The sequence below is a fragment of the Shewanella sp. AC91-MNA-CIBAN-0169 genome (assembly GCF_040310165.1).
Taxonomy (GTDB): Bacteria; Pseudomonadota; Gammaproteobacteria; order Enterobacterales; family Shewanellaceae; genus Shewanella.
Genome location: NZ_JBEOPM010000019.1, coordinates 83,501 through 97,697 on the forward strand (window position 1 = coordinate 83,501; position 14,197 = coordinate 97,697).

Sequence of the window (14,197 nt, forward strand, 5' to 3'; positions counted from 1 at the left end):
GGAAAAGGTAATATGAACGACATTCACTAGCTAAACATTAGGACGCTTCATTTTGGCGCAACTGTACTTTTATTATTCGGCGATGAATGCCGGTAAATCAACATCATTACTGCAGTCATCTTATAATTATCGTGAGCGCGGTATGCACACTTTAGTGATGACGGCATCGATAGACAATCGTTATGGTGTCGGCAAAGTGTCATCACGTATCGGCATCGAAACCGAAGCGCAGGTGTTCGGTAGCACTGATAATTTAATTGAGTTAATTTCGACGTCGAATGATGAGCAAAAAATTCATTGCGTATTGATTGATGAAAGTCAGTTTTTAAGTAAAGAACAAGTTAGACAGATTACTCATGTTGTTGATAATCTTGATATTCCAGTATTGTGCTATGGTCTTCGCAATGATTTTCAAGGCGAACTATTTCCAGGCAGCCAATATTTATTAGCTTGGGCTGACAAGTTGGTTGAGCTTAAAACTATCTGTCATTGTGGCCGTAAAGCTAACATGGTCGTGCGTCTTGATCATGACGGTAAACCGATGCGTGAAGGCGAGCAGGTTGCCATTGGCGGTAATGAAAGTTACGAGTCGGTTTGTCGAAAGCATTTTCGTGAGTTTTTGTGGGATTAAGTCAAACCCAACTTAACTGAATAAAAAAGCCGCTTCAAGTTAATTGATGCGGCTTTTTTGTGTGTCACTATTTATTAAAAATCGGCTTCTGCGAAATCGACAATATCTGCACTACTCGATTCAATTTGTTTGCGTAAGCTGCGGGTTTGGCTGCCCCAATAGCTCATAAAGAATTGTGCGGTTTTAAGTTTAGCTTGGTAAAAACCAGTCTCTTCAGTACCCGCTTCTAATGCGGCTAATGACGTTGCTGCAACGCGAGTCCACATCCATGCTAGTGCGGTAATTCCAAACAACTGCATATAGGCCATTGACGCTGCACCAATGAGATCAGGATTCTTACTGGCTGACTGCACGATAAAACCGGTCGCTTTTTCAAGATCGCCTGCGGCATCCATTAAGCCTGCAAGATAAGGTTTCATTGCGTCATTAGCCGCGTTTTGCTGAATTAATTCCTTCACCATACCTGACCACAAAGTTAATGCTGCACCTTTGTCGGCAAGTAATTTACGGCCGACTAAATCGAGTGCTTGTACCCCATTTGTGCCTTCGTAAATCATTGCAATACGGATATCACGCACAAACTGCTCCATACCCCATTCATTAATATAACCATGGCCGCCATAGACTTGCTGGGCATCGACACAAGCTTTAAAGCCTTGGTCGGTGACAAAGCCTTTAACAATCGGTGTAAATAACGCAGCAAGTGCATTAGCTTGTTTGGCTTTTTCTGGATCGGTATGACGTTCTACTTGGTCAAGCCACAGCGCTTGTTGACCCATTAGCGCACGTGTACCTTCGTTGAACGACTTTTGTGATAACAACATACGACGCACGTCGCCGTGGACTAATAATGAGTCTGCAGCTTGCTCTGGCTGCTTAACACCACTTAATGCACGGCCTTGAATACGCTCTTTGGCATAAACGAGAGCATTTTGATAAGCAATATCTGATACGCCTAAACCTTGAATACCGACACCTAAACGTGCTTGGTTCATCATGGTAAACATGGCTTTTAGACCTTGATGTGCAGCACCAACAAGCTCACCTATTGCGCCGTCAAAATGCATCACACACGTTGAGTTACCATGAATGCCCATTTTATGCTCAAGACCTGTTGCGCTAAGCTTGTTAGCTTCGCCTAAGCTACCATCGGCATTCACTAAAAACTTAGGTACAGCAAATAATGAAATACCTTTAACACCGTCCGGTGCATCTGGTAAACGCGCTAATACTAAATGAATGATGTTGTCGGCTAAGTCGTGATCGCCCGACGAAATGAAAATTTTCTCACCGCTAATAGCAAACAGTTCATCACCAGCAGGAACCGCTTTAGTGCGCAGTAAGGCTAAATCTGTACCCGCATGAGACTCTGTTAAGTTCATGGTGCCGGTCCATTCACCACTGACCAGTTTGGCTAAATATTTTTGCTTTAGCGCATCGCTGCCGTGAACGTGAATCGCTGAATAAGCCCCATGGGTTAAGCCTGGATACATGGCAAACGCCATATTAGTGGCTGTTTTCATTTCGGTTGCAAATGTACCGATAACTTCGGGTAAACCTTGGCCACCAAATTCAGGATCGCAAGTTAATGTTGCCCAACCATCTTGTACGTATTGTTTATAAGCTTGCTTGAACCCTGTAGGGGTAATGACCTTACCATCAACCAGTTTACAACCTTCTAAGTCTCCACTGGCATTGAGTGGCAACATGATGTCAGTGCTGAAATCGGCAACACCTTGTAAAATCGCATCAGTTAGCTCAGCATCTAACTCATCAAAACCACGTAAATCAGTTTGTTGATAGACATTAAGCAGTTCAGATAGAATGAATTGATAATCGCGAAGAGGAGCTTGGTAAATTGGCATAAGATCATTCCTTGGTTATGTTGTATTTTAGTTGGGTCTCGGCAACAAAATGTAGTTAGTTACTGGTCCAATCAGATAGTTGATTTATCTAACCATACCCAATTTCGAGTAAAAACTCAGTATTATTTTTACGTAAACGTAAACTTAATTTTATACGTTTAATGTACCGATTTATTTACTCTGAAATATGCGTATTGTTAGCCTCTTTATTAATACCGTAATCACCTATAGAAAGTTCAGTACTGATGAACCATTTTTTTTGCTCTGCAAACGAATACAGAATCGTTTTTGTCCGGTCTATGAGTTATCTACAAAAATTATCTATCCAAAATTATCTATCAAAATTATCTATCAAAAGAATACGCCATCAAAAAGGGGCTAGTGATGAAATTAGTTTGGTTTGGAATAAGTATATTGGCATTGTTCTTTTTGTCTTTCATGCCGTTACACATAGCTGATGCGGCGTCGAAGATGGAAGAATCCGTTGCTCCTAACTTTGAGTTAACTCATGCTGATGGTCAGCCATTTAATCTACATGACTACGCGGGAAAACCAGTCATTTTGCATTTTTGGGCTACATGGTGTCCATATTGTAAAAAACTTCAACCCGGCTTAGAAAAGCTGCGACTTAAATATCAACATACAGACTTACAAATGATTGGTATTAGTTTTAAAGAAGATGTCGGCGCAACTCCCGGACAAAGCTTGCTAGATCGAGGTGTAAAGATGAAAACGTTGGTTTTAGGGGATGAGGTTGCTAAGTTGTATGGCGTAAGAGGCACACCGACAACAGTATTTATTGACCGCACTGGTCATATTGCGTGGGTGACAAATACATCTAATCCTGACGATCCTAATTTAGAGAAAGCGCTGCAGTTTTTAGTAGACTGATCATTATGTTACTCAGTACTGATATTTAAGTCGAAATGACTTAAGCGGTTAATGCTGCTTACTTAACGTATATTTCAAAATAAGCGGCCCTATTAGGGTCGTTAGGGCGATAATCATAACTAATATTGCAAACTCTTTAGCTGGTATCACCCCAAGTTGACGGCCCATTTCCGCGAAAACTAGCCCAACCTCTCCACGAGGTACCATTGCGGCACCAATGATACATTTTTCTTGCCAGTTCTGACCTGCTATTAAACCTGCCACGAACTTACTTAATACAGCAATAAACGCTAACCATCCTAGAATGACTAAACCTGTAAAACTTGAATCTAACTGGCTGAGATCGAGGCTAACTCCGACATAAACAAAAAATATCGGGCTGAATATTTGCACCAGCGGGCGAGAGGACAGTTCTAGTTTATAAGTGTAAGGAAAGGGATTTTTCAAAAATTTATTTAATGGCGAAGTAAACTGCCGCGATATACCCATGCCAACTGCAAATCCACCTAATATTGCTGGTGTGCCAAACCAGTGTGCCAGCCATGCAAACATGCTAATCAGTGACATTACCACAAACACTTCATAACCCGGGATATTCGTTTTGGGACGTAACCAGCGGGTAAAATAAATGATAGCTCTAACAAGTGGGGGGCTGAAAACGATAAAACTGGTTATCGTGATAAACAACATCAGTGTTGAGCTTAATGCCAATTCACCTGAGGAAGCAAAATGAAACAACAAACTAAGCAGTATCACTCCGACAATATCATCAATTACCGCGGCTCCAAGAATAATATGTCCAGCTGAACTTTGGGTCTGTTTGTATAGTGTTAACACGCGCATTGATATACCAATGCTGGTGGCGGTGAGGGCACAACCAAAAAATAAGGCTGTAAAAGGTGCTAGGGACAACCAATAAAGACTGGCAAGTCCTGTTGTTAATATGGGTAAAGCAATCCCTAATAATGCGACCCGAACGGCTTGACCTCCTGCATTGACGAGCCGTTTTATTGAGGTTTCGCACCCAATATCAAAAAGTAATAGGATAACCCCAAGTTCTGCGATAATAGCTAATGTGCTATTAGGTTCTACCCAATTGAGAATTGATGGCCCCAGTAATATCCCTGCAATAACTTCACCCACCACGCTTGGACACCCAAGTTGGTCGCTCAGTTCACCGAGTATTCTACCTACCACTAGAATAAAGAATAATGACATTACAAAACTATCTATTGTCATTTTGTCTGCCTTAGTTTGCGCTATATCCCTTGATTCGATTTGATCTCAGAAAGTTGATTACGATCAACTTACTGATTAATTATTGAACACAAACGTACTCTATTGACTAAACTAATGATAGCTAATAAGACATGATTTACTGTGTTTTAGCGGAAAAAATATTTAGTTGGAACTTTCAATTATTTACTATTTGAGCTAGGCGAGTTGGTTATTTGGACGACTGTTTTTAACGGTGACATTTGCCTATAAAGCTCAGCTGATGGGATTTTTAGTTCAAGCCACCATCAATGAAGATTGTTATATAGCACAACTAATCAGGACATCACTATTTCAGTAGCTGTACATCAAAAATTGGCAGACTTAAGGAGAAGGAAATGGATAAGGTGTTTATTATCGCGCAAATGGAACAAGCACATACCGATGCGATAGCGAGCGGTTTGCTGTTAGCTAAGCAATTGAACAAAAATGCGGAAGTTTTTGCTTATTCTTATGCTTATTTTAGTGGTCCTGAAAGTTATAACCCTCGTTTAGTCAGCGTTGCTCAAAAGCAGTTAATGGATCAACGAGAAGCTGAATTAAAGCAGCATCTCGTGGATCTTAAAGGTGAAGATATTCCGGTACACATGGTGTGGAGCAAATATTTATTTGAACATGCCTGTCATCATTCTATTCGTCATGGATTTGACCTTATGGTGAAGGCTGTACATCATGCAGACCATTATTTATCCACTGACTGGCAGTTGATACGCCATACTCGGATCCCGTTATTATTATTAACCAGTAATCCACTCACTAAAGGCAACGCAACGTTGATGGCTGTCGATCTTGCTACTCATGATCCTATTAAACAACAGCTTAATAGCGTTGTAGTGGCATATGGTAAGCAACTTGCAGAAGCTACAGGGACCAAATTACATTTAGCGTTTGTGCTTAGGGTACCCAAAATATTACGAGATATGGATTTGATTGATACCCATGCTCTTGTTAAAAAGGCATATAAAGATCATCAAAAACAGATTGCTCAATTTAATATGGATCCCGAATGTATCCACATTATTGCTGGTGAGCCTGAACTGTGCTTGTTTGAGCTAGCCTGCAGATTGAAGAGTGAATATTTTGTGATTGGTGCTCGGCAACGAGAAGGATTATTAGGACGGATTATAGGTAATACTGCTGAGTTAGTTTTAGAGCGGATGCGCAGTAACGTATTGATTATTCCAGCAGATGATCAATTGCTTGCGCCTTTAACTTGGTAGTTTTTCTGTAAATTAACGGTCACATCAACGAACCGTTAGGTATTTTTAGTTAGTTGTCATTTTAAAAAATACAAAAAAGCCCGCATTACTGAGTATATCCAGAGTGGCGGGCTTTGTTATATTAACCATTTAAGATTAATTAAAAAGTCATTTCTGGCACATGGTCTGGTACCACTAACTTACCAGCTGTTTTTGTGACGATTTCTTCAACAGACACGCCAGGGGCTCGTTCAAGTAAATGGAATGCACCCTCTTTAATTTCCATAAAGGCCAAATCTGTCATTACACGTTTAATGCAACCATAGCCCGTTAATGGCAGTTCGCATTTTGACAATAACTTTGAATTGCCGTATTTGTCTGCATGCATCATGGTGACAATAATATTATCAGCGCCAGCGACTAAATCCATTGCGCCGCCCATGCCTTTAATCAGCTTGCCTGGGATCATCCATGAGGCGATAGAGCCGTTAACATCAACTTCGAAGGCGCCTAATACGGTTAGGTCTACGTGGCCGCCACGTATCATCGCAAAGCTCTCTGCCGATGAAAAGAATGACGCTCCAGCAACTGCGGTAACTGTTTGTTTGCCGGCGTTGATGAGATCAGCGTCTATGGTTTCTTCGGTTGGAAACTCGCCCATGCCGAGTAGACCGTTTTCAGATTGCAGCATCACTTGCATGCCTTGTGGAATATAGTTAGCCACAAGAGTAGGGATACCAATACCTAAATTAACGTAAAAACCGTCTTGTAATTCTTTTGCTACGCGCTGGGCGAGTTGTTCTCTGGTCAGTGCCATGGTGTTGTCTCCCTTATTTCGCAGCTTTGACGGTACGTTGTTCGATACGTTTCTCAAAGCTGGCTTTGATAACGCGATCAACATAAATACCTGGTGTATGGATGTGGTCTGGATCTAACTCACCCGGTTCAACAATTTCTTCAGCCTCAATCACGGTAATTTTACCTGCGGTGGCCATCATTGGATTGAAGTTAGCGGCGGTTTTTCGAAATACCAAATTACCCATGGTGTCGGCTTTCCATGCACGAACTAAGGCAAAGTCTGCCGTCAATGATTCTTCTAATACGTAGTGACGACCTTTAATTTCACGGGTTTCTTTACCGTCAGCAATCGGTGTGCCGTAACCTGTTGCGGTGAAAAATGCCGGAATACCCGCACCACCAGCACGAATTTTTTCAGCCAATGTGCCTTGTGGCGTGAGTATCACATTAAGCTCACCAGACAACATTTGTTGTTCAAAGGTGGCATTTTCGCCAACATAAGAGGCTATCATGGTTGAAATTTGATGTTGTTTAAGTAACAAGCCTAAACCAAAATCATCAACACCAGCGTTGTTTGAAATAGCGGTTAAGCCTTTCACACCCAATTTAACCATGTGGTTTATTAAGCCTTCAGGAATACCACACAAACCAAACCCGCCGACCATAATTGTCATGTCGTCACTCAGTCCTGCTAGTGCTTCTTCATAGCTGTGGACGACTTTATTGAATCCTGCCATCTTGTTGTCCTTATTTGTTATGTTCCAAGGGCAAGCAATTTGCCTCACCCCTGTGAGTATATGTGATTATGTTCTGATTGCATTTGCCACTTTAGACCCATTGCTTCGGCCTAATGCGCGGCTAATGTTGTCGCCAGCAAATGCAAGCTTAGCTAAGTCAATGCCGGTATCTATTCCCATGCCATGGAGCATGTAGACCAGATCTTCAGTGGCGAGATTACCGGAAGCGCCTTTCGCATATGGACAACCACCAAGACCGGCGACTGATGCATCAAACACGCTGACACCAGTGTCGAGACAGGCCAGAATATTGGCTAATGCTTGACCATATGTGTCATGAAAATGCAAGGCTAACTTATCAACCGGAACCACTTTGGCGACAGCTTCAACCATTTGCCGCGCTTTATTGGGAGTGCCAACACCGATGGTGTCGCCTAATGAGATTTCGTAACAACCCATTTTATAAAGGATCTCAGATACTCTAGCGACTTCACTCACTGCAATGTCGCCCTCGTACGGACAACCGAGCACACAAGACACGTAGCCACGCACTGCAATCCCATGTTGTTTGGCTGCTTCCATTAACGGAATAAAGCGTCCGATTGACTCATCGATTGAGCAATTAATATTTTTTTGACTGAAGCTTTCAGATGCGGCGCCAAAAATAGCCACTTCATCCGCACCTGCAGCAAGGGCTAGTTCAAACCCTTTTAGGTTAGGGGTTAATGCACTGTAAACCACACCAGCTTGTCGTTTGAGTTGCTGCAATACGGCATCAGAATCGGCCATTTGTGGCACCCACTTAGGTGACACAAAGCTGCCTGCTTCAATACGCTTAATACCTGCATTACCAAGTTGTGTGATTAGCGTGAGTTTGTCTGCAGTGGTCACTGGCACTTCGTTTTGTAAACCGTCACGGGCGCCAACTTCAAAAATGCTCACTTTAGTCGGTAACATTTACGCTTCCTCGACGTTAGCTTCAGAGGCTAATGGTTCAACGTTTAATAGTTGTGCACCGTCACTGACAAGCTCACCGCTTTGGAAATAAAACTCGCTCACCACGCCATCAAATGGTGCCTCGATGGTGTATTCCATTTTCATGGCTTCCATCACTAATAAACCTTGGCCTGCTTTAACTTGCTGGCCCACTTCCACTAAATGAGTCACAACAGTGCCATTCATGGGGGCCTTAAGCTTATCTGCATGGTTAACCACTTCTTCAATCACTTGAGCCAATATGGCTTTAAAGTGATAACTGCCAGATGGTAAAAATAGCGTAAAGTCATCGCCTTGATGGCTGACAGGGATTTTGCTCTTATGGCCATTAATCTCAGCTAAGAGTAAGTCAGCTTTCAGCTCACCCGCTAACGTCAATACTTGGTCGTGTAAACACAATTGATATTGTTCGCCAACGGCTGTCAGTAGCAAGTCATGTTGTTGCACTTCGGCTGATGCGTCAGTTAATAACGACACACGATGCACGCTTGAACTATTGAGTCTAAAGCCGCTCACGAGGCCCCAAGGCGAATATGGGTCGGCGCTGTTTATGGCCAGCGCTTTTGCCGCTTCTTTACGTGACAGCACTTGAAAAAGTCCTGCTAGTGCTAACGCAGTATCTGCTTCAATAGCTGCGTCACCAATTAAGGTGTCGCCATAACGCTCAATAAAGTCAGTACAGAAGTCTGCCGCAGCAAAGGCTGGGTGTTCAGCAATGTTGGCTAAAAACTCGATGTTATGTTTAAGGCCACTGATTTGGTATGACTCAAGTGCGTGTACTAAACGTTGTAGTGCGCGAGGGCGCGACTCATCCCATACAATCAGTTTGGCGATCATCGGGTCATAAAAGTTACTGATGACATCGTTTTCACGAATACCTGAATCGATACGCACGTGACGATTTTGTTCTGGTTCACGTAAAAAATTGAGCTTACCGCTGGCAGGTAAAAATTCGTTTTGCGGATCTTCAGCGTAAATTCGCACTTCAAATGAGTGACCATGAATACGCACTTCATCTTGGCGCAGCGGTAATTCACCACCACTGGCGACAACTAGCTGCCATTTTACTAAGTCTTGGCCTGTGACCATTTCGGTAACCGGATGCTCTACTTGCAAACGGGTGTTCATTTCCATGAAGTAGAAGCTATTATCGGTATCGAGTAAAAACTCAACGGTGCCCGCGCCAACATAATCAATGGCTTTGGCGGCTGCAACGGCTGCGTTACCCATCTGAGCTCGTAGTTCGTCTGACAAACCTGGAGCAGGTGCTTCTTCAACCACTTTTTGATGGCGACGTTGAATAGAGCAGTCACGATCCGATAAATAAATCGCATTGCCATGAGTGTCGGCAAATACTTGTACTTCAACATGACGTGGTTGACGTAAGTAGCGTTCCATTAACAGTTTGTCATTGCCAAATGACGAGCTGGCTTCACGGCGTGCTGATTTAACCGCTTCAAGGATTTCGCCTTCGTTTTCAACGATACGCATCCCTTTACCGCCACCACCATAGGCCGCTTTAATCAGTAACGGGAAGCCGACAGCTTTAGCCTGAGCAATTAATGTGGCATCCGTTTGATCGTCGCCATGATAACCCGGTACTAATGGCACATTGGCTTTTGACATGATTTCTTTGGCTGCACTTTTGCTGCCCATCGAATCGATAGCATCACTGCCAGGGCCGATAAAGGCGATACCATTTTGCTCACATTTACGAGCAAACTCAGCATTTTCAGACAAAAAACCATAACCAGGGTGAATGGCTTCCGCGCCCGATTTTTTAGCTATCTCGATAATTAAATCAGCTTTTAAATATGAGTCCGCTGGGGCGCTGCCACCTAGATAAAACGATTCATCTGCCATGGCTACATGGCGGGCATCTTTGTCTGCATCGGAATAAAGGGCTATGGTGCGAACACCCATGGTTTGAGCCGTTTTAATAATACGGCAAGCAATTTCACCACGGTTAGCAATCAGTAATTTGGTAAACATTATTGGGCTCCTTGTGGATCAGATTTAGCGGTTTGCCATGTTGGCGTACGTTTTTCAAAGAAAGCATTAAGGCCTTCTTGACCTTCATCTGATACACGAATCCGAGCAATTTGCTCGCTGGTAAAATTGAGCGTAGCGTCGTCAATCACGCCGTTTTCTAAATGCGATACGAGATTTTTTGCCCATGCCATGCCCTGAGGACTGTTGGCATTAAATGCTGCGATAAAAGGAGCCGCAGCAGCATCTAAGTCGTCGTTAACTTCGTGAATGACTTGATGGGTTAAGGCAACATCAGCACTAAAGCGTTCAGCGGTCAGCATAAAGCGACGCGATTGGCGATTACCCATAGCACGAACCACATACGGACTTATCACAGCAGGGATAAGCCCCAGCTTGACTTCGCTTAAGCAAAAGCTTGAACGGGTGTTGGCAATGGCAATATCGCAACAACAAATTAGTCCTAACGCGCCACCAAAGGCTGCACCTTGTACTAAGGCAATAGTGGGTTTTGGAAACTTGTCTAACACGTGCATCAACTTGGCAAGCTCGTGGGCATCCGTCAGGTTTTGTTCAAAGTCCATTTTTGCTTGTTTGCGCATCCAATTGAGGTCGGCGCCAGCACTGAAGTTTTTGCCATTAGCACGCAGTATCAACATATTGCATTGACTGTCTTTGGCAAAGCTTTCGATAGCCTGGATCATCTCGCTAATCATTACTTCATCAAAGGCATTATGCACTTCAACTCGGTTTAAAATGAGCTCTGCCACCCCTTGTTCTAGACGGCATTCAATGAACTTATATTGGTTTGAAAACATTATTTATTACTCCTTATTAGCTGAATTAACCGCACAATTACATGCGGAACACCCCAAAGCGGGTGTCTTCAATAGGAGCATTTAATGCTGCCGATAAGGCTAAGCCGACTACGTCACGCGTTTGCGCCGGATCAATAATGCCATCATCCCAAAGTCGGGCACTGGCATGATACGGATGACCTTCTTTTTCGTATTGTTCAACAATTGGTTTACGGAAGGCTTGCTCATCTTCTGCCGACCATTCAACGCCTTTACGCGCTAAACCATCGCGGCGCACTGTGGATAATACACCAGCAGCTTGTTCGCCACCCATTACCGAAATACGGGCGTTTGGCCACATCCACATCATGGTCGGTTCAAATGCGCGACCACACATGCCGTAGTTACCCGCGCCATAACTGCCACCGATAATCACGGTAAATTTAGGCACGTTAGCGCAAGACACTGCGGTCACCATTTTGGCACCATGTTTAGCAATGCCTTCGTGTTCGTACTTTTTACCCACCATAAAGCCGGTAATATTTTGCAGGAATAACAGCGGAATTTTACGCTGGCAACATAGCTCAATAAAGTGAGCGCCTTTTTGCGCCGATTCAGAAAATAAAATGCCATTATTGGCTACAATACCGACAGGATAACCATGAATACGGGCAAAACCACACACTAGGGTTGCACCATAGTTAGCTTTAAATTCGTCAAAGTCAGAGTCATCAACCACACGGGCAATGACTTCTTTTACATCAAACGGCTTTTTAAGATCAGTACCAACAATGCCGTACAATTCATGGATATCGAATTGTGGTGGTTTGACTGGACTTAATAAGCTTTTGATTTCTTTTTGATGATTAAGTCGCAGTACTGCACGGCGAGCGAGTTCAAGCGCGTGGTCGTCATTTTGCGCTAAATGATCGGCAACACCCGATATTTTAGTATGAACTTCTGCGCCGCCAAGCTCTTCTGCGCTGACTTCTTCACCGGTAGCCGCTTTCACTAATGGAGGCCCGGCTAAAAAGATGGTGCCTTGATCTTTAACAATAATAGACTCATCGGCCATTGCAGGAACATAAGCACCGCCTGCGGTACACAAGCCCATGACGACAGCAATTTGCGGAATACCTTTGGCTGACATTTGGGCTTGGTTATAAAAAATTCTGCCGAAATGATCGCGATCTGGAAATACTTCATCTTGGCGAGGTAAATTCGCGCCACCAGAATCGACTAAGTAGATGCACGGTAAGTGACAACGGCTGGCGATGTCTTGCGCGCGTAAATGCTTTTTAACGGTAATCGGGTAGTAAGTGCCGCCTTTGACCGTGGCATCGTTGGCGATAATCATGCACTCAATACCACTGACACGACCGATACCAGCAATAACGCCTGCCGCTGGGACTTCTTCGTCATAGACTTCGTAAGCGGCAAATTGCGATATTTCTAAGAAAGGTGAACCTGGATCGAGCAGCTTTTCAACGCGCTGGCGCGGCAATAACTTACCACGAGATAAATGGCGTTCTAAGGCAACAGGGCCGCCGCCTTGTTCGATTTTTTTTAGTTTTTGTTGAAGATCATCGACCAATAACGCCATGCTGTCTGACTTGGCTTTAAATTCGTCACTGCGAGGATTGATACGGCTGCTCAGTTGCGTCATTTCTATATCCTTAATGAAGCAAAAAATAAGGGGGGCTTGATTAAGGCGACATAGCACGCTTGATATGTCGCCTTCGTACTGCAAAAACTGGTTATTTTGACTCGTTAAACAATTCGCGACCAATTAACATGCGGCGAATTTCAGAGGTGCCTGCACCAATTTCGTAAAGCTTAGCATCACGTAATAAACGACCTGTTGCGTACTCGTTGACATAGCCATTGCCGCCCAGTAATTGAATGGCATCTAAGGCCATTTTAGTGGCAAGCTCAGCGCTGTATAAAATCGCACCAGCGGCGTCTTTACGGGTAGTTTCACCGCGGTCACATGATTTAGCCACACTGTAAACATAAGCGCGTGCAGCATTCATACCCGTGTACATATCGGCTAATTTACCTTGTACCAATTGGAATTGACCAATCGATTTGCCAAATTGTTCACGCTCATGAATGTATGGCACTACGATGTCCATGCAAGCAGACATAATGCCTAATGGGCCACCAGACAACACTACTCGTTCGTAATCAAGGCCGCTCATAAGCACTTTTACGCCATTATTGAGGCCGCCTAAGATGTTTTCTTCTGGCACTTCACAGTCTTCAAATACAAGTTCACAGGTGTTTGAACCGCGCATACCTAACTTGTCGAGTTTTTGGGCTTGGCTAAACCCTTTCGATCCTCGTTCAACGATAAATGCGGTAATACCATGTGCGCCTTTTTCTAGGTCAGTCTTGGCGTAAATAACATAGGTATGGGCATCTGGACCGTTAGTGATCCACATTTTATTGCCGTTAAGGATGTAGCGGTCACCTTCTTTGCGAGCATGCAGTTTCATTGACACTACATCTGAACCGGCATTGGGTTCGCTCATGGCAAGTGCACCAATGTGCTCGCCACTGACGAGTTTAGGTAAGTATTTGGCTTTTTGAGCGTCATTACCATTACGATTAATTTGGTTCACACATAAGTTTGAGTGGGCGCCATAACTTAACCCTATAGATGCTGAAGCACGGGAAATTTCTTCCATTGCCACCACGTGCGCAAGGTAGCCCATATTAGCGCCGCCATATTGCTCATCAACGGTTACGCCTAATAGCCCCATATCACCAAGCACTGGCCATAATTGATTAGGGAACTCATTGTCGATATCGACTTGGGCGGCCATAGGTGCAATTTCGTTGGCGGCAAAACCGCGAACGGCGTCGCGTAACATGTCAACATCTTCACCTAAACCGAAGTTTAAGCTGGTATATAAATCGCTCATTTGCATGTGTCCTGTTGAATTTTTATTATCGTCTGGCAAAACATTTGCTGCCAACGCTTTTTTTGCACGTTTTTGGCAGTTGGATAAAACTT

General features: G+C 43.7%; 12 protein-coding genes. 3 read left to right on the plus strand and 9 right to left on the minus strand.

All coding sequences use genetic code 11. The annotated features are described in order from the left end of the window. Positions 1–52: 52 nt before the first annotated feature. The gene (locus tag AAEY98_RS16015) at positions 53–631 is read left to right on the plus strand and encodes a thymidine kinase (protein WP_101086537.1); all 579 of its coding nucleotides are present in this window, start codon (positions 53–55) and stop codon (positions 629–631) included. A 74-nt stretch (positions 632–705) separates the two neighbouring features. Here the strand turns inward: AAEY98_RS16015 and AAEY98_RS16020 are convergent, their stop codons facing one another. Further along, positions 706–2,496, minus strand: coding sequence for an acyl-CoA dehydrogenase C-terminal domain-containing protein (locus AAEY98_RS16020; protein WP_101086538.1), 1,791 nt, complete (start codon positions 2,494–2,496; stop codon positions 706–708). Positions 2,497–2,880: 384 nt separating this feature from the next. Here AAEY98_RS16020 and AAEY98_RS16025 point away from each other — a divergent pair, with 384 nt between their 5' ends. Next, complete coding sequence (locus tag AAEY98_RS16025; RefSeq protein ID WP_242445126.1) at positions 2,881–3,387, plus strand: TlpA family protein disulfide reductase; 507 nt, start codon at positions 2,881–2,883, stop codon at positions 3,385–3,387. 48 nt (positions 3,388–3,435) lie between these two features. On the opposite strand, the gene AAEY98_RS16030 is transcribed toward AAEY98_RS16025, so the two are convergent. Continuing rightward, a complete protein-coding gene (locus tag AAEY98_RS16030; RefSeq protein WP_101086539.1) occupies positions 3,436–4,626 on the minus strand; it encodes a cation:proton antiporter in 1,191 nt (396 codons plus the stop codon). 374 nt (positions 4,627–5,000) lie between these two features. Here AAEY98_RS16030 and AAEY98_RS16035 point away from each other — a divergent pair, with 374 nt between their 5' ends. Then, positions 5,001–5,882, plus strand: coding sequence for a universal stress protein (locus AAEY98_RS16035; RefSeq protein WP_101086540.1), 882 nt, complete (start codon positions 5,001–5,003; stop codon positions 5,880–5,882). 139 nt (positions 5,883–6,021) lie between these two features. Here the strand turns inward: AAEY98_RS16035 and AAEY98_RS16040 are convergent, their stop codons facing one another. The 7 genes from AAEY98_RS16040 to AAEY98_RS16070 form a co-directional block, all read right to left on the minus strand. Then, complete coding sequence (locus AAEY98_RS16040) at positions 6,022–6,678, minus strand: 3-oxoacid CoA-transferase subunit B (protein ID WP_101086541.1); 657 nt, start codon at positions 6,676–6,678, stop codon at positions 6,022–6,024. 13 nt (positions 6,679–6,691) lie between these two features. Beyond that, complete coding sequence (locus AAEY98_RS16045) at positions 6,692–7,396, minus strand: CoA transferase subunit A (RefSeq protein WP_351018132.1); 705 nt, start codon at positions 7,394–7,396, stop codon at positions 6,692–6,694. Between the two features lie 66 nt (positions 7,397–7,462). Next, on the minus strand, positions 7,463–8,353 hold the full coding sequence (locus AAEY98_RS16050) for a hydroxymethylglutaryl-CoA lyase (RefSeq protein ID WP_351018135.1): 891 nt from the start codon (positions 8,351–8,353) through the stop codon (positions 7,463–7,465). Beyond that, positions 8,354–10,384 carry an acetyl/propionyl/methylcrotonyl-CoA carboxylase subunit alpha gene (locus AAEY98_RS16055; RefSeq protein ID WP_351018138.1) on the minus strand — a complete coding sequence of 677 codons (2,031 nt, stop codon included), beginning with the start codon at positions 10,382–10,384 and terminating at the stop codon, positions 8,354–8,356. It lies immediately after the preceding gene. Further along, positions 10,384–11,199 (minus strand): enoyl-CoA hydratase-related protein, encoded by an 816-nt coding sequence (locus tag AAEY98_RS16060; protein WP_351018141.1) that lies wholly within the window; start codon positions 11,197–11,199, stop codon positions 10,384–10,386. The genes AAEY98_RS16055 and AAEY98_RS16060 overlap by 1 nt, the downstream gene beginning before the upstream one ends. A gap of 37 nt (positions 11,200–11,236) precedes the next feature. Next, positions 11,237–12,844, minus strand: coding sequence for a carboxyl transferase domain-containing protein (locus AAEY98_RS16065; RefSeq protein WP_351018144.1), 1,608 nt, complete (start codon positions 12,842–12,844; stop codon positions 11,237–11,239). A 91-nt stretch (positions 12,845–12,935) separates the two neighbouring features. Then, complete coding sequence (locus AAEY98_RS16070) at positions 12,936–14,105, minus strand: isovaleryl-CoA dehydrogenase (protein WP_101086546.1); 1,170 nt, start codon at positions 14,103–14,105, stop codon at positions 12,936–12,938. Positions 14,106–14,197 lie beyond the last annotated feature (92 nt).

Coding starts and splice junctions, on each gene's coding strand:
- AAEY98_RS16020 (WP_101086538.1), bottom strand. CDS start 2,496: ATGCCAATTTACCAAGCTCCTCTTCGCGATTATCAATTCATTCTATCT.
- AAEY98_RS16060 (WP_351018141.1), bottom strand. CDS start 11,199: ATGTTTTCAAACCAATATAAGTTCATTGAATGCCGTCTAGAACAAGGG.
- AAEY98_RS16065 (WP_351018144.1), bottom strand. CDS start 12,844: ATGACGCAACTGAGCAGCCGTATCAATCCTCGCAGTGACGAATTTAAA.
- AAEY98_RS16055 (WP_351018138.1), bottom strand. CDS start 10,384: ATGTTTACCAAATTACTGATTGCTAACCGTGGTGAAATTGCTTGCCGT.
- AAEY98_RS16045 (WP_351018132.1), bottom strand. CDS start 7,396: ATGGCAGGATTCAATAAAGTCGTCCACAGCTATGAAGAAGCACTAGCA.
- AAEY98_RS16025 (WP_242445126.1), top strand. CDS start 2,881: ATGAAATTAGTTTGGTTTGGAATAAGTATATTGGCATTGTTCTTTTTG.
- AAEY98_RS16030 (WP_101086539.1), bottom strand. CDS start 4,626: ATGACAATAGATAGTTTTGTAATGTCATTATTCTTTATTCTAGTGGTA.
- AAEY98_RS16050 (WP_351018135.1), bottom strand. CDS start 8,353: ATGTTACCGACTAAAGTGAGCATTTTTGAAGTTGGCGCCCGTGACGGT.
- AAEY98_RS16070 (WP_101086546.1), bottom strand. CDS start 14,105: ATGAGCGATTTATATACCAGCTTAAACTTCGGTTTAGGTGAAGATGTT.
- AAEY98_RS16035 (WP_101086540.1), top strand. CDS start 5,001: ATGGATAAGGTGTTTATTATCGCGCAAATGGAACAAGCACATACCGAT.
- AAEY98_RS16040 (WP_101086541.1), bottom strand. CDS start 6,678: ATGGCACTGACCAGAGAACAACTCGCCCAGCGCGTAGCAAAAGAATTA.